Source organism: Alkalimonas sp., from assembly GCF_020831925.1.
Taxonomy (GTDB): domain Bacteria; phylum Pseudomonadota; class Gammaproteobacteria; order Enterobacterales; family Alteromonadaceae; genus Alkalimonas.
Map to the genome: position 1 here is coordinate 21,092 of NZ_JAFIFQ010000010.1, position 20,382 is coordinate 41,473.

13 protein-coding genes are annotated in these 20,382 nt (G+C 51.6%); 8 read left to right on the forward strand and 5 right to left on the reverse strand.

Going from position 1 to position 20,382, the window contains the following annotated elements:
• Positions 1-50: 50 nt before the first annotated feature.
• A complete protein-coding gene (gene pbp4b, locus JJU14_RS05205; protein WP_228611532.1) occupies positions 51-1,688 on the reverse strand; it encodes a penicillin binding protein PBP4B in 1,638 nt (545 codons plus the stop codon).
• Positions 1,685-3,586, reverse strand: a complete 1,902-nt coding sequence (locus tag JJU14_RS05210) for a glycoside hydrolase family 3 protein (RefSeq protein ID WP_228611533.1) — start codon at positions 3,584-3,586, stop codon at positions 1,685-1,687. Before JJU14_RS05210 ends, pbp4b begins: the two co-directional genes overlap by 4 nt.
• A 251-nt stretch (positions 3,587-3,837) precedes the next feature.
• Here JJU14_RS05210 and JJU14_RS05215 point away from each other — a divergent pair, with 251 nt between their 5' ends.
• A complete protein-coding gene (locus tag JJU14_RS05215; RefSeq protein ID WP_228611534.1) occupies positions 3,838-4,995 on the forward strand; it encodes a DUF819 family protein in 1,158 nt (385 codons plus the stop codon).
• A gap of 61 nt (positions 4,996-5,056) precedes the next feature.
• Positions 5,057-6,151 carry a dipeptide epimerase gene (locus JJU14_RS05220; RefSeq protein ID WP_228611535.1) on the forward strand — a complete coding sequence of 365 codons (1,095 nt, stop codon included), beginning with the start codon at positions 5,057-5,059 and terminating at the stop codon, positions 6,149-6,151.
• Positions 6,152-6,302: 151 nt separating this feature from the next.
• Here JJU14_RS05220 and JJU14_RS05225 read toward each other — a convergent pair whose 3' ends face one another.
• On the reverse strand, positions 6,303-9,161 hold the full coding sequence (locus JJU14_RS05225; protein ID WP_228611536.1) for a TonB-dependent receptor: 2,859 nt from the start codon (positions 9,159-9,161) through the stop codon (positions 6,303-6,305).
• Between the two features lie 335 nt (positions 9,162-9,496).
• Between JJU14_RS05225 and JJU14_RS05230 the strand changes: the two genes are divergently transcribed.
• On the forward strand, positions 9,497-9,700 hold the full coding sequence (locus JJU14_RS05230; protein WP_228611537.1) for a hypothetical protein: 204 nt from the start codon (positions 9,497-9,499) through the stop codon (positions 9,698-9,700).
• On the opposite strand, the gene JJU14_RS05235 is transcribed toward JJU14_RS05230, so the two are convergent.
• Positions 9,660-11,147, reverse strand: a complete 1,488-nt coding sequence (locus tag JJU14_RS05235) for a DNA recombination protein RmuC (protein ID WP_228611538.1) — start codon at positions 11,145-11,147, stop codon at positions 9,660-9,662. The two genes, JJU14_RS05230 and JJU14_RS05235, sit on opposite strands and share 41 nt — an antisense overlap.
• Before the next feature lie 197 nt (positions 11,148-11,344).
• Between JJU14_RS05235 and JJU14_RS05240 the strand changes: the two genes are divergently transcribed.
• The 4 genes from JJU14_RS05240 (at position 11,345) to JJU14_RS05255 (ending at position 17,296) form a co-directional block, all read left to right on the forward strand.
• Complete coding sequence (locus JJU14_RS05240) at positions 11,345-12,937, forward strand: methyl-accepting chemotaxis protein (protein WP_228611539.1); 1,593 nt, start codon at positions 11,345-11,347, stop codon at positions 12,935-12,937.
• Positions 12,927-14,981: a bifunctional diguanylate cyclase/phosphodiesterase gene (locus JJU14_RS05245; protein ID WP_228611540.1), complete on the forward strand. Its 2,055-nt coding sequence runs from the start codon at positions 12,927-12,929 to the stop codon at positions 14,979-14,981. Before JJU14_RS05240 ends, JJU14_RS05245 begins: the two co-directional genes overlap by 11 nt.
• Before the next feature lie 54 nt (positions 14,982-15,035).
• A complete protein-coding gene (locus JJU14_RS05250) occupies positions 15,036-15,215 on the forward strand; it encodes a hypothetical protein (protein WP_228611541.1) in 180 nt (59 codons plus the stop codon).
• Positions 15,216-15,307: 92 nt separating this feature from the next.
• Positions 15,308-17,296: a S9 family peptidase gene (locus JJU14_RS05255; RefSeq protein ID WP_228611542.1), complete on the forward strand. Its 1,989-nt coding sequence runs from the start codon at positions 15,308-15,310 to the stop codon at positions 17,294-17,296.
• A 48-nt stretch (positions 17,297-17,344) separates the two neighbouring features.
• Here JJU14_RS05255 and JJU14_RS05260 read toward each other — a convergent pair whose 3' ends face one another.
• Positions 17,345-19,627: a patatin-like phospholipase family protein gene (locus JJU14_RS05260; RefSeq protein WP_228611543.1), complete on the reverse strand. Its 2,283-nt coding sequence runs from the start codon at positions 19,625-19,627 to the stop codon at positions 17,345-17,347.
• Positions 19,628-19,726: 99 nt separating this feature from the next.
• Between JJU14_RS05260 and JJU14_RS05265 the strand changes: the two genes are divergently transcribed.
• On the forward strand, positions 19,727-20,374 hold the full coding sequence (locus tag JJU14_RS05265; RefSeq protein ID WP_228611544.1) for a carboxypeptidase regulatory-like domain-containing protein: 648 nt from the start codon (positions 19,727-19,729) through the stop codon (positions 20,372-20,374).
• Positions 20,375-20,382 lie beyond the last annotated feature (8 nt).

Genomic DNA, 20,382 nt, shown 5'->3' on the forward strand with positions numbered 1-20,382 from the left:
GCGCTCTGTTGCGCCATGCCTATTCTGCTGCATGGTGCTGAATGGCGCTGCTATAACCCCAGCATGGCCTGATACACCAGGCTCATCACGCTGCCATACATGCCGGTTTGAAACCGATCACCGCTAAAATAGTAGCCGCTGCCATCCCGCTGGATCGGTGAATGCTTTTTGTTGGTTAACAGCACCACCAGCAAATCGTACTGTGGATCGATAAGCGTGGCAGTGCCTGTCCAGCCGGTATGACCAAAAGCATATCGACTGGCATAAGGGCCAAAGTGCCAATCCAGATCGCCACCTACCGCGGTGCGCCAGCCGAGGCCAAAACGGTGATCCCGGCTCGATGGCCGCACAAACTGCTGGATCACCGGCTGGCTAAACACCGGCAGGTCGCCATAGCCACCATGTTGTGCCAGCATCATCAGCACGGCCAGCTCACGGGCAGTGCTGAATAAGCCAGCATGGCCAGCCACCCCAGCCAGCGAGTAAAAGGCTTTTTCATCATGGACTTCACCGCGCAGCACGCCCCTTCGCATCGCCGGAAACTGCTGGCGTAAGCCCCCTCTGGTGTTGCCATCCAGTTCGGTGGCCGCAATCCGACTGGCCGCTATACCTTTTTGCAACGGATTGAACATGGTACTGCCTAAGCCCAGCGGCTGGTACAGGTGTTGCTCCAGATAGCTGTCCAGTGCCATGCCGGCCACCTGCTCTACCAGAGCCCCCAGCAACATAAAACCGGTATCGCTGTAGACAGCGCTTTGGCCTCGCGGCCGCTCAAAAGGCACTTTTTCTATCAGCAACTGCTTGGTACGCTCAGGCTCTATCGAATAAAAAGCAGCACCTAGACGGTTATCAGGCCGGAAAAAATGCAACTCCGGGCCATAGCCAGCCGTGTGATCCAGCAGATCCCGTATCAGCCGCAGTTCACGCCCATCCCCCAGATACTCCGGCAGGTACTGCACAATGGGTGCATTGATATCCAGCAGACCATCGCTGACCAGCTTCATCACTGCATAAACAGTCGCATACATTTTACTGTTGGAAGCAATATCAAACAGCGTATCGGTTTGCATCGGCTCGGGCTCTGCCAAGGGCTGTCCGGCACTGTCGTAGCGCTTGGCATACCCATAGGCCGTTTCTTTAATCACCCGGCCGTTTTTGGCAATGAGCAGCACCGCCCCCGGAAAACCAGCGGCAACTTCCTGCTCAATCAGTGCATCCAGTTCAGCCAGCCGCTTTGCTGAGAACCCGGCTTCGACGGCAGAGCCCTGTACCAACCTTGGGTAATCAAAACGCAAACGAATAGCGGCCCCTGACGGCTCCATAGCTGCAACATGCAATTGATTCAGCCCATCGCGGGTGTAATCGGCCAGTGACAGGATCATCGGCTGCTTCGATAGCTCCGCGGGCAAAGCCAGCTCACGACCATTGATCTCAATCCGAGCCGCCGTAGCTTGTTGCAAATCCAGCCAGAGTGCACCCTGGCCCTGATAACTGTAAAAAATTCGCCGGTCATTGACCAAAGTACGCTGACTGCGCTGCTCTGGCAGCTCGACACTGAGCTGAGCCGGTTCTCGCACCCTGATATCCCAGTCGCTGCTGGCCATCACAGGCCAGACGATGGCCACCAATGACAGCGCTAGCAACCCAAGCCGGACGAATCGCTTAGCCTGGTGATCAGAACCTGTCATTCGTGCGCCTCCCTAACCACCAAGTCTGGCACAGTCAGTCGTACCGGCAACTCCCCATGCATGGGCGTAAGGCCAAGCAAGGCTTCGGCAACTACCTGATAAGTGGGTCCATACAATGAGCCATCATGGCTTTGTTCAATGCCATGATGGTAGGCCAGCATACTGATATCACTATAGGGCATTAAAGGGATAAGCTCATATGGCGTGCCGAAGCCCAGTAGGATTACCCTTGTGTCAGCGTACCTAGCTGCCTGCAGCACCTGTTCACTGGCTTGCATCGCAGCAGCATAACTCATCGCAGGACGCTGCTGCCTGGTTGCATCGGCCATACCGCCCAGATCCACCAGGCTGGCCAGCCGCTGCCAACCAGCATGGATCACCAAATCAGCCTGCTGACTAAGCTGCAGTGCCTGCTCTGGTTGCCAGTCATCAAAGCTGGATTCTGTCCAACGCACCTGCCCTTTGGCCAGCTCTGGCCAATGCTGGCTCAGCGACTGCCTGAGCATCCGAGCCTGCAACGGAGTAGCGGCCAGAAGATGAATGTGTGAAAACTGCTCAGTCACTAAAGGCAGTGTGCCAGGCTCTGCATGCAGTAGCGTCAGTGCCTGCCGGGCCAACTCCTGTTCTAGTTCCCTATGACGCGGTTGACCAAGCTGCTGCCGTGCCGCCTGATACAAGGCGCTGCGATCGACAACAGGCTTGGTGCTTGCCAGCCAGCGCTGTTTTACGCTACGGATGCGCTGCCAGGACGTTTCCAGTTCGGCGGCACTAAGCTCTCCTTGTCGCACCGCACTCGCCAGCTCAGCAATCAAGGCTTTGAACGCCACCAGATCCTCTGGCCGCCTGATCGGATAGGGCATTAAAGCGATATCTGCTCCGGCAGCAAAGGTTTCTTGCACGGCCTGGCTGGGCGTAAAATAGTGACTGATGGCTGCCATATCTAGCGCATCGGTAATCACCAAACCTTCAAACCCCATCTGCTGGCGCAATAAATCCGTCAGAATTGCGCGCGACATCGTCGCAGGTCGAATCATGCTCTGCCCTGCTGTACTGAGGATGGTGCTGGCATCCAGCGCCGGATACTGAATGTGTGCGGTCATGATCATCGGCACTTCGGTGTGCTCAATGGCCCACTGAAAAGGTGCTAAATCCAGTTGCTCAATATGGGCATGTGTATGGCTCACCAACGGCAAAGCCAGATGACTATCGAGGTAGGTATCGCCATGACCAGGAAAGTGCTTTAGCGTGCCCAGCACGCCTTGCTGCTGCATACTGCTAAGCAGCGCCACTGATAACTCAGCCACAGGCTGAGGATGTTCACCAAAAGCACGCACATTGATCACAGGATTGGCCGGATTGCTATTCACATCCACCACAGGGGCATGGTTGGTATTGATACCCAGCACTGCCAGTTCTTTGCCAAGCACAGCACCAACTTGTTCGGCATAAAAAACACCATGCCGCGCATAGGTCGCCCCTATCGCCATGTTGCCGGAAAAACCGGTACTGAAACTACGCGGAGTTCGAAATACCCGGCCGCCTTCCTGATCTACCGAGATAAAAAGCGGTTGACCAACAGGGGACTGCATAGCGGCGTGTTGCAAGTCCTGCGTTAGATCGATGATTTGCTCGGGCGTTTGCAGATTTTCTGCAAATAAAATCACGCCACCCAGGCCGGTTTCCGTAATCAGTTGACTAAGCTCTTGCGGCAAACGGGTAACCGCCTGGCGGCACGGCTCCTCGCCTGGCTGCGGGCAAAAATAGCGCACATCAATCATCAGCTTCTGAGCGATTTTTTGCTCCAGCGAAAGTTCAGTTTGCACAGCAGTCAATCCCAGATAAAGGCCAATACCAGCTATAGTAGCAATCCAGCCAAAATGCAGTACACGTTTTTTCATCAGCAACCTGATAGTGCATAAATTTCCAGCACACCATAACAAAGCCTTTCGGTTTCCACAACGGCACTATTCCAAAATGAATAGCGCCAATGGAATTTTTTATTCTTACTAAATCCTTCTTTTCGTGAGATTCTATCTGACTTTGGTGAAAAACAGGCCAAAGAATCAGCAGGAAGCATTTTACATTGGAATAATTTATGCTAATGTTGATGTTCAAATAGAATATTTAATTACGTCGCTGTGGATAGCTGATGATTACTGATGGTTTTTTATTTCTGACGGTTTTACTGCTGATAGCTGCAGGCCTGGGTTTGCTGGAAAAATACAGCGGCTGGCGCCTCTTCACCATTTTACCTGGCATTGTGCTGCTGTATTTCGGCGTGATGCTGGCATCCAGTTTAGGCCTTTGGAGTCAAACCGACAGTATTCGAGCCACTTACAGCGCGGTACGCAATAACTTGCTACCAGCCATGATCTTCCTGATGTTGTTGAAAAGTGATTTACGAGCGATTGCCCACCTTGGTCCCCGCATGTTGGGGGCCTTTTTTACCGCGGTAGTCACTATCATGTTGGGCTTTGTGATCACTTTTGCTCTGTTTCATCGCTGGTTGGAGCCCGATAGCTGGAAAACTTTTGCCGCCTTATCTGGCAGCTGGATGGGCGGCACCGGCAATATGGCCGCCATCCAATCTGCATTGGATGTGCCAGACAGCCGCATGGGTTACACCTTACTGATGGACTCGATTGACTACGCCATCTGGGTGATGATTTTGCTGGCTCTGGTACCCTTTGCGGGCCTGTTCAATCGCTGGACCAAAGCAGACAGTAGTTTGCTGGCCAAAGCGGGTGAGCGGCTGGCAGTACAGCAAGATGATAAAGCCGTGACACAATTAAATTTATTGGTGCTACTGAGCCTGAGTTTTCTGGTTTCTGCAGTCAGCCAACAATTGGCCAGCTTGTTACCAACCACAGCTTTTTTAACCACCATGACCTGGACCATTCTGTTGGTTACCCTGGCCGGTGTGTTAGCAGCCATGACTCGGCTTGGTAAGCTGGCTGGCTCAGTGGAGTTATCACAGATCATGCTGCTGGTGATTATCGCACTGATTGCCTCCAGAGCAGACTTTGCCGATTTAGCCAAAGCGCCGATTTATGTGACAGCCGGACTGATGATCCTTTGCATTCATGGTGTGCTGATGGCGCTGGTCGCCAAGCTATTCCGGTTGGATTTATTTACTTGTGGTGTGGCCTCACTCGCGAATATTGGCGGGGTGGCTTCGGCTCCAATACTGGCAGCGGCTTACTCAAAGGCGTTGATCCCGGTTGGTGTTTTAATGGCCATGCTGGGTTACGTGGTCGGCACAGCGGGCGGCCTGCTGGTCGGTAAAATGCTGTCTTGGCTAGCCTGATTACAACGCAGTCATTATAGTGGTATAGCAAGCAACTGCTTTCTTGCGCTCGAGGTTTGACATGAAAATAACTGATATCCGTTTGGGCATGCTGAAAGTGCCGCTGAAAACGCCGTTTAAAACGGCGCTGCGCACAGTGCATGAGATTGAAGATGTCGTGGTGATCGTCGAAACCGATACCGGCCATGTCGGTTATGGGGAAGCACCGGCCACCGCCGTGATCACTGGTGATATTCATGGCTCCATCATTGAAGCCATTCGCACCATAATCAAGCCCAAGCTGATTGGTCTCGACATCTCCGATCTGAATCATGTCACCCGGGTGATTCAAGGCTGTATTATGAAAAATTACAGCGCTAAAGCGGCGGTAGAAATTGCTATCTACGATTTGTTTGCTCAGCTGTATGGTGCCCCTTTGTACAAGATGCTAGGCGGCGGAGTGCCGAAACTGACCACCGATCTGACCATCAGCGTGGATTACATCGATAAGATGGTGGCGGACTCGCTTGAAGCCGTTGACCGGGGCTTTGAGACACTCAAAGTAAAAGTAGGAAAAGACATAGGCGTTGATATCGAGCGGGTAAAAGCCATTTATGCCGCGGTAGAAGGCCGGGCGCTGATCCGGCTGGATGCTAATCAGGGTTGGACTGCGAAAGAAGCCGTGTATGCACTGCACAAGCTGGAAGATGCAGGTGTGCGACTGGAACTGGTAGAGCAGCCGGTGAAAGCGCTGGATATCGATGGCCTGAAGTACGTGACTGACCGAGTGCATACGCCGGTAATGGCCGATGAAGCTACCTTCAGTCCCCGCGAAGTGATTGAGCTGATTAAAATGCGCGCCGCCGATATCATCAACATCAAGTTGATGAAAACTGGCGGTATCTCCAATGCCATCAAAATTGCTGATATCTGCTCTTTCTACGATATGCAGTGCATGATTGGTTGCATGCTGGAAACCAGCATCAGCGTTTCTGCAGCTGTCCACCTGGCAGTCGCGAAATCCGATGTCATCACCAAGGTCGATTTAGATGGGCCTTCGCTATGTGCTTTTGATCCTGTTGAAGGCAATGTGCTATTCGAGGGTGCTGATATTAGCATTCAAGACACGCCAGGCCTCGGCATTCGTAGCATCAAAGGCCTGCAAATGTTAGCTTAAACGGCATCTCCCTGCCGATACCACCGCCGGTAGCCGCAAGGTTACCGGTTTTTTTGTGTTAGAGACCTATGTATTCAACCAAGTTGCCAGCTATAAGGCAAAAAAAACCGCAGCACCAGGGCTGCGGTTTTGCTCGTTTCATGGCACTACCTTAGAAGGTGTACTCTACCAACAGAGTATAAGCCCGGCCACGAGGGTCGGCCACACGAGGCTCCCAGGCAGAACCCGCTGCCGAGTCCATATTGTGCGACGAGAATGGTGGATCCTGGTCGAACAGGTTTTTAATACCCATGGTAATCAGGGTATTTTCCAGACCTCGGTAGGTCAGACTGTAGTTGTAAGTGGTGTAGCTTTTCACACGATAATCAAAGTTTGGCGGGTTGTGAACGCCACTGGCAATCCGGGCAAAGACCGCACTTTCATAGCCATGACGGTAGATTTGCGTCAGACTGTGCATGAAGTCACCATGGGTGTAGCTGAAGTTCACTGTGTGCTTCCACTTGATAGGCAAGTTGTTGTTGTAGACAAACTGACCAACCAGGTTCTCGCTGTAGGGCAGCGTATCCAGCGCTTTGGTTTTAAAGCTCTGCAGATAGTTACCATTTAACCGCAGCCGCCAGCTTCCACCTGCCAGCTCGCCGGTCAGATTAGCATCCACTTCAATACCTCGGGTTAAGGTACCACCCGAGTTAATAAAGCGCGCATCAATGGCCGTGATCTCACCGGCACTGTTACGGATAAAGTTGTTCTGGAAGGACTGGTAGTTTTGTAACAACACATTCTGGGTCGCAACCCGAATGGTATTGGTACGCTCAATCTCCCACCAGTCGACACTGATGTTGAAATTATCCGTGGGTACTAACACCACACCAATACTCTTCTGAGTGGACTCTTCCGGCTCCAGGTCGACCTTGCCGCCCCGGATCAGGTTCGGTTGAATCGACTCACAACCCGGAGTTTCACTCACCTGCCCATCTGGACAGCTGGCCGGATCGAACCAGGTATCTACTGTAATAGGCTCAGAGCGCTCGCCTTCAAACAATTGGTTAAAGTTAGGCACTTTAAAACCAGTGCTGTAGGCAGCCCGGACCATCACTTGCTCAACTGGCTGGTACTTTAAAGAGACTTTTGGATTGGTGGTGCTGCCAAAGCCGCTGTAATGATCATACCGACCTGCCAACGTCAGATCCAGGTTGTCCAGTAGCGGGAAATACACTTCCGCGAAGACAGCCTTGATATTACGACTGACTTTATCCAAGGCATTTTGATCATCAAAGGGTGCCAGAGGCACTGTCCGGCCTGGCTCTAAATCTGAACCATTGAACTTGTATTCCTCACGGCGCAAATCCGTACCTACTGCCGCCTGAATAAAGCCACCTGGCAGTTCCAATCCCAAGTCACCGGAAATAACAGCATCAAGTTGGGTTAGAGTCGTGGTGCCGTCATACAGCTGTACACCCGCAGCAGAGGCTGCAGCTAAACCGTCCAATGCTGCTTGCGACTGCTGTCCCTGAAATGCAAATGGGTCCAAAGTACCACTGCCCAGCAAGGTTTGTAGTTGGTCCAGATAGTAGTAACCATCAACCAGGGTTGTCTTTGAAGTATTTGCTGAACGCGACAGACCTATGGTGTAATCGTAATCAGCGACCATGCCTTCAAAAGCCAGCAAAGCCCGATAGGAGGTAGTGTCGGTGTCGAAAGTCCGAGGACCACACTCTATACAACGCCAACGATAGGCAATAGGTGCACCATAGTTCAGACCATCGTAACCAAAGTAATCACCCAAGGCATGGAATATCCGATCATAGTTGGCACCGGTACTTGGGTACCAGGTCGATGGATTAAACTGAGCAGTAGCCAACGCGCTGGAGCTAATCTGATATTGCTCAAAACTCTTTCTGGACTCGACTTGAGCAGCAGAGAGCTCGAAGAACATCTCATGACTATCCCCCAGGTTAAACGAAACCCGACCAACAAAGTCCAGACTTTCCAAAGGCGATTGCAGCATACGATGGCGGCCATACTCCCAGGCACAAGCATACTGGGACTGAGGTGACCAGGGGTACAGATTCGGATCAAAGCGGCCCATAAAATCGCCACCGGCTTCACAACCCGGCCCCCCCGGTAAAGCAAGTATGTTGATTGCATCCTGACGGGCCACAGGGCTGTTTGGATTAGGGTCAATCAAACCAGAGCCAATCAGACCAGGTGCTGCGGCGGTACTGACGTTAAAAATGGTTGCAAAAGGCGTACCGCGGGTATCCGGTGATAAACCCCGATCCTCCTGAAAGGAGTTGGTAAAATCACGCTGGGTACCTCGAATACCTAGATTGCGCTTGGCAGTAATGGTGGCGAAAGCATTCCAGCCATCACGATCAAAATCACCAACCCCAAAAAGCGCATTGGCCCGATAGATATGGCCTGCCCCTGCTTCAGTCACATCGGCAAAGCCAGAAACCTGAGCCCCCGTATAATCGCGGCGAGTAATAAAGTTAATAACCCCACCAATAGCATCGGTACCATAGACAGCTGAGGCGCCATCTCGCAAGATCTCGACCCGGTCGAGCGCCGCAAAAGGAATCGAGTTCAAATCAACACTGCGCCCTTTTAAACCATGTGGTGCTAAACGACGACCGTTTAGCAATACCAAGGTCGCATCCGAGCCCTGACCGCGCAGGTTAGCACCGGAATTACCATGATTAGCCCGGTTATCTGCTGTTGAGATGCCTTCATTACTGGCCATATTATCGACGCCATTACCAGCAATGTTCAGTTGCATCAGCAACTGCTCACCCGAGGTAATACCGGCCGCATTGATCTCATCGCGGGTGAAAACGGTAATAGGAAGCTCTCCTTCCAACGTCGTACGTTTGATACTGGAGCCGGTGACCCGAATTCGTTCAACGGCGTCTTCGGCCTCTGCGGCAGACAGATTGTCGTTCGCTATCGCGTGTGTGCCTAGCCCGGCCAAGGCTAAGCAACCGATTAATGGTTTCAACTTCACGTGCATCTCTCCTAACTGGTCACCTGGATTTCTTATAATGCGCTGTTCGTTTTCCGAACAGTTTTAACATAGCAAAGATTCACGCAATTTGAAATAAATTATGCTGAATAATTTGAAAACAAAGAATATTTCATTCCTAACGTAGGGTAAGACCATGTTTCAAATAGGAATAGACAATGAAGCCAGCTAAATTATTTCAGCTGCAGCTAAGCAAGCTCAGCGCTTTTCATTGCCAATTGGACGGCTTTTTTATGCAAAGCAGCTTCATTTGCCGTAGAATATGCCGCCAATGATCTACCGGTTGTCAAAAGTCCTGAACTTCATGCTGTAAGGAGTCTTTCGTGGAATTAGTTGTTTCGTCCATCTTTTTTGCTTTTATCGTACTGGGTCTGACTTTTGGCCTGAGCTGTCTGATCTATGCCTGTTTGTTGCCGGCTGACCTAAGCCCAGAGCGAAAAATGGAAGTGCGCATCGAGTTCGGCATTTTCAGCGCAGGAAGCTTTGCTATGCTTGCGGTGATGCTGTTTGCGATGTGCTATCACTAAGACAGGCGTCATCGGTTACTCCCCCATCCAGCTGGCTTTGTTTCCCGGCTGGATTCAACTCAAGCCGAGCTTTTTCCAATAGCTCTGCATCCAATTCACTTTTTACCGCCACGCCTAGTTCTTTAAACTCAGCGGCTTGCTTAATCAAGTTGCCCCGACCGCTATACAACTGACCAAAGGCTTTGTCATAACTTTCACGAGCTTTATCCAGCTGTTTACCTACGCCCTGCATACTGTCCAGGAACAACTTAAGCTTGTTGTAAAATTTCTCAGCCCGTGTAGCCAGTTCAGCGCTGTGTTTGCTTTGATCCTCAAAACGCCACAGCTGACGCACAATATTAAGGCTGGTGAGTAAGGTAGTCGGGGTAGCTACCAACACATTGCGCTCCAGCGCCCTTTGATACAACTCCGGATCGTATTTCAGCGCTTCGACATAGGCCGATTCAATCGGGATAAAAAGAAACACTACTTCCGGTGAGTTTAGTCCGGCAAGCTGATAGTAACTTTTATCCGCCAACTCCGTAATTCGGTCCTTCACCGCCTGACAGTGCTCAGCCAAGGCACGAGCCCTTTCGTTGTCGTCCTCAGCATTGACATAACGCGTGTAAGCAGCCAGTGAGGTTTTGGCATCAACCACCATATGCCGCTGCTGCGGCAGGTAGATAATGGCATCTGGCCGGCGCTTGCCATCGTCACTGTCGAAACTAACTTCGCGCTGGTAGTCGATTCCGGCGCGTAAGCCAGAGTTATCCAACACATTCTCCAGCATCAACTCACCCCAGTTGCCCTGCACCTTTTTTTGCCCTTGCAACGCCCTGGTTAATTGTTCAGCCTGATCGGTAATGCGGTTATTTAATTGCTGCAGATTAATGAGCTCTGTTTTTAGTGCACTGCGCTGTTGCAGCTCCTCACTGTGAATACGCTCCATTTTGTCCCTGAAACCTTTCATATCCTGCTGCAATGGCGACAACAGCTGCTGCAGCTGCTGCTGGCTCAGTTCGCTGAAAGCCTTTCCCTTGCGCTCCAGCACCTCTTGCGCCAGCAATTCAAACTCCTTTTTCAACTGGTCACGGCTGTCTTTAATCAGCGCCAGCTGTTCCGCAAAATGCTGCTCCTTCGCGGTGAGGGTACTGTGCAAGCGGTCGTGCTGCTCCTTCACTGCCAGAAAGTCACTCTGTAATGTCTTCTGCTCAGATTTTTGCTGCTGCAATGCCTGTTTTAGCTCAGCAAGCTGCAGCTCGCGTTCACGCAGCTCAATCTGGCGTACCTGGACTAATTCGCGGCTACGCGCAGCCTGCTCCGTTTGTGTCTGAAGCTCCTGCTGATGCTGTTGCTGCAATGCCTGCAGCACCAAACGCCGCTTATGTAGCATGAACAGCATGGCTGGAAGCAACAACACAATCGCTGCAGCAAAGCCAGAGAAGGCGTAAAGGTAGAGTTCACTCATGGTATGCAAGTTAACGATTTTAGATAGCCACTATGCTGACCTATATCGCACCAGACAACAAGCCGTTATCACTTAGGTTTGGTTTGATGCTGAAAGATTGATCTAGATCAATGAATCCCTAAATTAGACTGATCGTTTATAGGGACAAATTGGTATAAGCTTTCAACAAATAACCATTATAAAAGTAAGGACTTGAAATGCGCAGGAATCAGGATGTCACTCAGCGCGAAGCCAACTTCCCACGAGATGCCCATCTTATCACTACCACCGATAAGCGCGGTGTTATCACTTATGCCAATCCAGAATTTATTGCCGTCTCCGGTTATCAAAAAGACGAGCTGCTGGGTAAAAACCATAACCTTATCCGTCATCCTGATATGCCAGCAGCAGCCTTTAAAGACATGTGGCGCACTATCCAAAGTGGCCATTCCTGGCGAGGTGCCGTCAAGAACCGCTGTAAAAATGGCGATCATTACTGGGTGGATGCCTATGTTACTCCGGTGATGGAGAATGGCGACATTGTCGAGTACCAATCCATTAGAACCGTCTTGCAACCCGAGCAAAAACAGCGAGCCGAACGTTTATACCAACAGTGGCGGCAGGAAGAGCTACCAAAGTGCATCAGCGCTTCACCTTATCAAACTGTGAATTTGTTATTACTTGGGCTACTACTGTGCTTTCTCGGTAGTTGTGTTGCTTTATTTTTCGTTGCCAGCTGGTGGTCTTTTCTGATGATACTACCTGCCATCATGACCTGGCTGCTTATTCGCTATCAAAAGCAGCAGTGCCGACGACTCCTTCAAATCGCCAATAAGACCTATTTCAACCCGGCGATGAGCTGGGTCTATTCTGGCGGTGTCGATTTTAAAAGCAGGGTGTCTTTTGCTCTATCCACCCAACGTCAGGAAAACCGAGCCTTGATGGCACGGCTGGTAAATAGCTCCGGCTACTTGCAACAAGCCAGGCAGCAAGCTTCGGTAGCGATAACCAAAGCTTCAACACAAAGCATGCAGCAGCATCAATCCACCGATGGATTTCTGCAACAACTTGCCCAGCTTAGACACCAGCAAAACCAGGTCGATGCAGCAGTGGCTGAAATGGAGCAACACTCCAACGAATCGGAACAGGCCGCTTTAGCAGGAAATCAGCAGCTGCAACACATGCTGACTGCAAGCCAGAGTATGCAACACCAGCTGAATGAGCTCAGTCAACGCTTTGCAGAGGTCAATAAGCAAGGTGAAGCCATCGCTAAAGTGGTTAAGGTGATCCGGGAAGTGGCGGAGCAAACCAATTTGCTGGCATTAAATGCAGCCATAGAGGCAGCTCGTGCTGGCGAGTTAGGCAGAGGCTTTGCCGTGGTAGCCGATGAAATCCGCGCTCTGGCCAGCCGAACGCACCACTCTACCCATGAAATTCAGACCATTATTCACCAACTGTATGAAGGCATCCAGCAAGCCGATCAAGCCCTGCATCAAGGCGTAAGTGCTTCCGAGCAAACGGCACAAAGTGCTGCCAGCACCGCCGCTGGTATGCTGCAAATTCAGCAAGGAATTGGCACCATGCGCCATAAGTCTCGCCAAATCAGTCAAGCCAGCCTGCAGCAATTGAATACCGTCGAACAGTTGAGCGTCGAAACGCAAAAATTGGCCAACCTGGCGCAAAGTTCGGCCCACGCCGCCGATGAAGCAAAGCAGCAAGGCGATGTGCTTTCAGTGCAACTCAATCAGCTAACCACATTGGCACAACACTTTTTGCATGCTCAACAAAAGGCGCTTACCCATGCTGACTGACTTACCAAACATTCATCAGGACATTGTTGAACAGCTGGATTATTTTATCAGTACCGTAAGCACTGATTTTCGGCTACTGACGCTAAACCCCTTTGGCAGAAAACTCTGTGGTATTACTGCCGAACACAATCTGATGCAACAACCACTCTATGTGCACAACTTTCACGATAAAGAAAATTACCACTATCTGCTCAACACAGTGTTTCCGCATGTGCAAAAACACTCGTATTGGCAAGGCCCACTCTGCTTTTTCGATCAACAAAATAACTGCATCCCTACCCAGTTGAAAGTGTTGGCACACCGCGATCTGGCTGGCAACATTATCAGCTACACCGGCATAGCGCATACACTGCCTAGCCTGACCGAGCAAACCCTGGATGAATTAAACAAACAGATATTTGATGATGCTATTGAAGGCATTATGGTGACCGACGCTCAGGCCCGTATCCTCAAAGTCAACCCAGCTTTTACTTCGATTACCGGCTACAAGGCTGCAGAAGTGATTGGCAAAACACCGGCTATTTTGCGCTCTTCGCACCATGGCCCCGACTTTTACCGCCAGATGTGGCAAACCATTGAGAAAAAAGGCTACTGGCAAGGCGAAATCTGGAACCGAAAAAAAGATCTGACGGTGTATCAGCAGTGGTTGAAAATTTCACGCGTGCAAAGCAGCGATGGCGCCTTGAGCCACTATTTGGCTGTCTTTCAGGATCTGAGCGTTATACGTTCCAAGGATCAGCAAATTCATCAACTAGTGAACTTTGATCGGCTCACCAGACTGGGAAACAGGGAACTGCTGGTAAGCCGTTTTCCACAGACACTGGCACAATGCAAGCAACAAAAAAGCAAACTGCTGATCTGCTGGATTGATGGCAGCCAGCTCAGTGATGTTAATCAGCAGCTTGGTCTGACTTATGGCGATCGACTGATCCAGCTGCAAGCAGAACGCTTGCAGCAACTGGCTGGGCCAGAGGATACGCTAGTACGAATTTATGCAGACGATTATATCCTGTTGCATCAGACCTCAACCAATTTAAGCCAAAGCAACAAACTGATCAGTCGTTTGCTGGAGGAGTTAAAACAACCAGCCAGGCTCGGCGATGAAGTCCTGCTGCCAACTCCGCATATCGGGGTTGCCTGCTACCCAGAAGATGGCGAGCAAGAAGAGGATTTATTGCATGCAGCCGAGTTGGCAATGTTTGCAGCCAAAGAAAAAGGCGGACCCAGTTTAAATTTCTACAACAGACAGGTCGGTGCAGACTACCACCGCAAAGCACTGATTCGTCAAAAGCTTCTGGCAGCCTTGCAAGCGAATGAGGTGCACTTGCAGTTGTATTTCCAGCCCAAAGTAAAACTGAGTAATGGCAGCCTTGCCGGCGCTGAAGCCTTAATCCGCTGGCAGGACCCGGAGCTAGGGGCCATTTCCCCGGCCGACTTTATTCCGATTGCTGAGCAAAGCAGTCTGATTATTGAATTGGACCGCTGGGTGGTAAAACAATTATGTCGGCAACTGGTTTCCTGGCAACAACAACATCTTAGTGTGCCAGTGATTTCATTTAATATCTCAGCCAGGCATTTAGTAGAGCCGGACTTTACCAGCTGGCTGCTGGCTTGCCTGCAGGAGTACCGAATCTCGGCTTCAGCGCTGGAAATGGAAATTACCGAAACGGCCCTGATTGATAACGAAGCCAATGCCATCAGCAAGCTGCAACTGCTAAAAGACAACGGCATGAGAATAGCTCTGGATGATTTCGGTACCGGCTACTCCAGTTTGTGTTACCTGAAGAACATGCCATTGGATACCGTCAAAATTGATCGTTCCGTGGTGTCGGATCTCACCACCAACGCCAAAGCCTTGTGCATTATTAAAAGCATTCAATTGCTGGCCAGCGAGCTGCAACTAGGGCTCACGGTAGAGGGTATTGAAAATCAACAGCAGCACCAGATCCTTGTTGAAGTCGGTTGTCAGCAAGCGCAAGGTTACTGGTACGCCAGGCCCATGCCAGCCAATCAAATGGCGTTGCAGTTAAGCGGTAGCCTTTAAAGTCATGCCGCTTCCTATTACACTGAAGTTTTGACGGTTTAGCAGGATGCAACCATGCCACCTATTATTATGATTCTGGGCTTACTCTTTGTTGCCTTATTTATACTGGTGACAGTGTTAGAAAAATACGGCAAACGTCGTAGTGAAGAAGAGCTGAGTAAAATAACCCGCTATATTTTCCCGCTGGTAGGTATCGTACTGCTGGCGCAGCTGCTGTATATGCTGTTTCGCTAATCATCTCAAGCCACAGGCAAGCAGCCGGTTTTTGCTTGCCTGCCATCGGTAAGTGCGTTGCAATGAGCACATCCCACGATTGGAGTTTATTTATGTTCCGACTTTTCGCTGCACTGTGTTTGTTATGGCCGCTGGTGCTCACTGCTGAGCCACGCGGTATGCTGCCAGACGATTACTACCGCTTTGTCTTTGTCGCAGACCCTCAGCTGGCACCCAATGGCCAACAGGTAGCTTTTGTCCACAGCACCATCGCCGACGATAAGCGTAGCCGCCACAGCAATCTTTGGCTGGTAGCTACGGATGCTAAGTCCGAGCCACGCCAAGTCACCTTTAGCAACAAAGATCGCAGCCCACGCTGGTCACCGGACGGTCGTCAGCTGGCCTTTATTTCTGGCCGTGGTGATGGCCAGCAGCTCTATCTGCTGCCAATGGCCGGTGGCGAAGCTAGAGCAATCACCACACTAAAGCAGGCCGGTATTCGTGATTTCAGCTGGTCACCGGATGGTACCCAGCTGCTGCTTACTTTGGCTGTCGATCCGGCCATTGAGGATCCAACCACCGACAAAGCCAAAAGCGAACAACCGGAAGCCGATGTGGTGGTCATTCGTCACGCTCTGTATAAAAGTGATGGCAGCGGCTACCTGAACGAGCGTCGCTCCGGTCTTTGGCTGCTGGATATCGCCACCCAGCAGCTCAACCGCCTGACTGGCGATGCCCGCTGGCACGATCACTCGGCGCAATTCTCCCCCGATGGCAGGCACATCGTCTTTGCGTCCGATCGCAGTGAGGATGCTTTGGAAGGCAGTATGCAACAGGATTTGTTTGTGCTTTCGCTAAGCGATGGCAGTGTCTCCCGTCTGGACACCCTGCCCGGCCAGGCCAGCTCACCGCAGTGGTCACCGGATGGCCGCCAGTTGCTCTATCAGTACCAGGCTGACTACTTTGAGCCCCAACAGCTGGTGCTGCACCAACTGCGTGATGGTAGCAACCGCCTGATTGCGAAAGATTGGGATCGCACCGCCAACAGTGTGCAGTGGCAAAGCAAGGACCGCCTATTACTAAGCGCCGACCATCTGGGCTCGCGGCCAATTTTTGAACTGGACCTGCGCCGTGATAGCCCCGGAATCCGTCTAAGTAAGCAAGGCAGCGCAGCCAGTCTGACACTGGCAGCTGATGGCAAACGTCTTAGCTACCTGTGGCAGGACGAACAAAGCCTGCCTGAGATCTGGTTTCAAGATGGCACCAAAGCGCCCCGTCAGCTGACCCGATTTAATCAGGAGCTGCTGGCCGGGCTGCACCTGCAGCCACTGGAGTCATTCTGGTTTGAACACGAGCACGGCCAAAGTCAGGGTTTTTTGCTTAAACCTGTTGGTTGGCAAGCTGGCCAGTCCTATCCCCTGATCCTGAACATCAAAGGCGGCCCAGGTGGCATGTGGGGCCATCAATGGTTTCATGAGTTTCAGATGATGGCAGCAGCTGGCTATGCTGTGGTTTTTACCAACTACCGTGGCAGCACCGGCTACGGCTTTGCGCATCATAACGCGGTGCATGCCGATTACGGCGGTGTGGATTACCGCGATAACATAGCCGTGCTGGATCATGTGTTGCAGCAATACGACTGGCTGGATAGCTCGCGGCTGTACCTGACCGGCGGCAGTCATGGTGGTTTTTTAACCAACTGGATCACCACCCAGACCGATCGCTTTAAAGCCGCTGTAACCCAGCGTAGTGTTAGTAATTGGTTGTCTGAGGCCGGCACTCAGCAGTATCCACCCAACTCGATGCGCCGCGAATTTGCTGGCACTATCTGGCAGAATTTCGAGCTGTACTGGAACCGCTCGCCATTAAAATACGCCAATCAGGTCAGCACTCCTACGCTGATCATTCACAGCACCGAGGATCATATCACCCCAATTGGCCAGGGCGAAGAATGGTTTTATGCGCTCAAAGCCAATCAGGTGCCAGTCGAGATGGTGGTGTTTAAAGGCGAAGGTCATAGCCTGTCAAGAAATGGCACCCCGGTCAATCTGGTCGAGCGGCTCAAACGCATTTTGGAATGGTTTGAGCGTCATGCGGACTAAAACTTGGTCATGCAGCTGTGGTTAGCTGCTAAGCGCTGGGACTCATGATTAAAAGTTATGCCCCAGCGACAAATACCAAGAGTCAACCTGGCTGCGTTCATCACTCTGAGCGCGGCCATAGCCGAAAAACAATGGGCCCAGCGGGCTGTCCCAGCCCAGGAACAGACTGCCGGCCCAGAGCCAGGTATCAGTTTGCTGTGCCTGATTCAGATTCAGCAAATCATCCTGTACCCGGCCCCGCTCAATGGAGCCGCCGACAAACCAGGGCATGTTTAAAAATGACATCTGCGACTCTGTCAGCTGATATTGATAGACCAGACTGCCAAAACTGACTGTACTGCCATACAAATACTGGTGCGGATAACCCGATAAGTTTAAGAAACCGCCCAAGCTAAACTGCTCCAAAATCAGTTCTGGATCATCATTACGGTAACGCTGCCAACGCCAGCGACTATGCAACCGATGTGCCTGCCAGCTTTTGGCAGCCAGCACATCCAGGCTTAAAGTTCGACTGCTACCACGCCCGGCACCGGATCGATCCTGCAGCCATTGAACTTCCGAATGTAGCCGTATGCCCCGTCCCGGGAAATTGATGTTATCGAGCGTATCCCAGTGCCCCTGCAGCACAGGGCCATGTCGTTGGTAAGAGATACGTTGACCAAGTTCGCTTTCAGTAAATGACCCCGGGGCCCGGTAGCGTCCGACGCGACGTGTCCAACCACTGGCCAGAGTTAAATGATCGCTTGGATGCCAGCCAGCTAACAGCGTACTGGTAAACTCACTGTGATTCAGATCGCCCAGCGAGCGTCGGTTTTCATCCTCCAGCACCTGTCGCTCACTAAATGCCGCCAGCTTGCCACTGACAAAAGTCGCCGGGCTCACAAGAGGCCAGTACAGCTCCGTACTGATAAGTTTATCGCTGCCGATGCCAAGCTCCGAATACCACTCTGCGCCAAGCGGACTCAGATTGGTATACAAATAGCTGGCAGCCAGCTGGTAGTGGTGTTTGTTCTGAAAATCATCTTCAAAGCGCAAACGAAAATTCAGGTAACCAGGCCCCCAGCTTTTTTCCTGCACCTGTACCTGCAGCTCAGTACTGTCGTCGTCCAAAATAGTCAGTTGCTGTGAGACCCGTTCAAACTGATCCAAGCCATACAGGCGCCGGATGCCTTTTTTTACTACCTCCGTATCGTACAAGTCTCCCGGTTTAATACCCAAACGCTTCAACAAGATGCTATCGCCCAGCGCCGATTGATTGTGCAGTACAACCCGATCGATACGTTGTTCGCTGGACTCAGGCAACCGATGCGCCAATAGCCATTGGTGGTAATCTTCTGCCGGTACGGCCAGTTGTTGCAACGCCTGGTGTGCTGCCGCAGTTTGGTAACCGATATCGGCGCCTTCCATCAGGCGGTCGAAATCCAGGGTGCCAATACCAGTCAGGCTGGGTTGCAATAACACATCCTGCTCCGTCAGCAACGCTAATTGCACAGCCAGCCCGCGACGGACCAGAAAGTTGGTTAACTGTTCCGACACACTAAAAGCATCGGTCAGATCTTCCTTTTGCAATAATGGGGCATCAATACTAACCGCAATAATCCGTTCAGCGCCCAAGGCTTTGGCGATATCGACCGGCAGATTGTTAGCAACACCACCATCGACCAGAATGCGTTGGTCCATTTCCAACGGGCTGACCACGCCAGGAATTGACATCGAAGCCTGTACCGCTTGCAGCAAACTCCCTTCCGCCAGCACTACCGCTTCTCCGCTGACCAAGTCAGCCGCCACCGCCCGAAAAGGGATCGCCAGCGCATTAAAATCCAGTTGATTGGCCTGAAGACCATAAGCCCGTTGCAACAACTCAGCCATGGCCTGACCATGCAGCACCCCTTTCGGCAAATGTACCCCATCCAGCCGCACCCCTAATTCCAGTTGAATAGGGTAAGCATCGCGCTGCTGTTTGCGCCGGGCCGGCATCTCATGGCGCTGTACCCGGTCCTGAAACCCCTGACTCCAGGGCAACTCGGTTAAAATACGCTCAATTTGAGCGGGGCTTTTGCCACTGGCATACAAACCACCTACGAATGCGCCAATGCTGGTGCCTACCACCAGATCGACCGGGATTTGTTGCTGCTCCAGATAGCGAATCACTCCAAGGTGGGCCCCGCCGCGGGCACCGCCCCCACCTAGTACCAGCGCCACGCAAGGTCGCCCCTCCACCTTGTCACATGGCCCAACCGGAGACTGCAGCTCTGCTGCCTGAGCACACTGCTTTGCCAAACTCAGCAAGAAAACGCCGGCCAACCAACAGGTTTTTTTGTGTTTTACCATGCGGTTAAGTTGTGCTCCTAATGAAAATCAATTTGTCATGATGAACAGAACCTTGCTAAGGTTAAGGCAATCACTACCGCCAAACGATAGGGTTTCATGATGACATCCAGCCTGAGAGTGTTTTGCGCCTTCGCCTTAGCTAGCTTAGTGCACTTCAACGCTGCTGCCAATGACTGGCGAATCACGGTTGTGGATCAGGCCGGCAAGCCTTTGGACGATGCAGTAGTAGAACTGGTCTCTCTTGATGCTGGCTCCGAGGCCGATGCGGCAGTTATGCAACAAACCAGTATCAAACAACAGGGTTTAAACTTTGTACCCTTCGTCTCAGCCGTTCAGGTCGGCACCGAAATCGACTTTCCAAACCTGGATCGCACCCGACATCATGTGTATTCCTTCTCGCCGGCCAAGGTGTTTGAGATCCAGTTGTATCATGATCGTCCAGAACAACCCATCTTGTTCGATCAGGCTGGCATCGTTGCACTGGGCTGCAATATCCACGACTATATGGAGGCTTATGTCTTTATCAGCGAAAGCAACTTGGTAGGGGTAACGGACCCAACCGGACAATTTCATTTCAGTCAGCTCAACCCGGGGCGTTATCAGCTCCGGTTGTGGCACCCTTTCCAACTGGATGATATGCCCTCTATCGAAATGACTTTGGACGACAGCAGCAATGAGGCTACGTTTAGCCTGAAGGTACAGCACAGACCAAAACAGCCCACTCCGCAGCGTGGTTTTGGGTCATGAGTGATCAC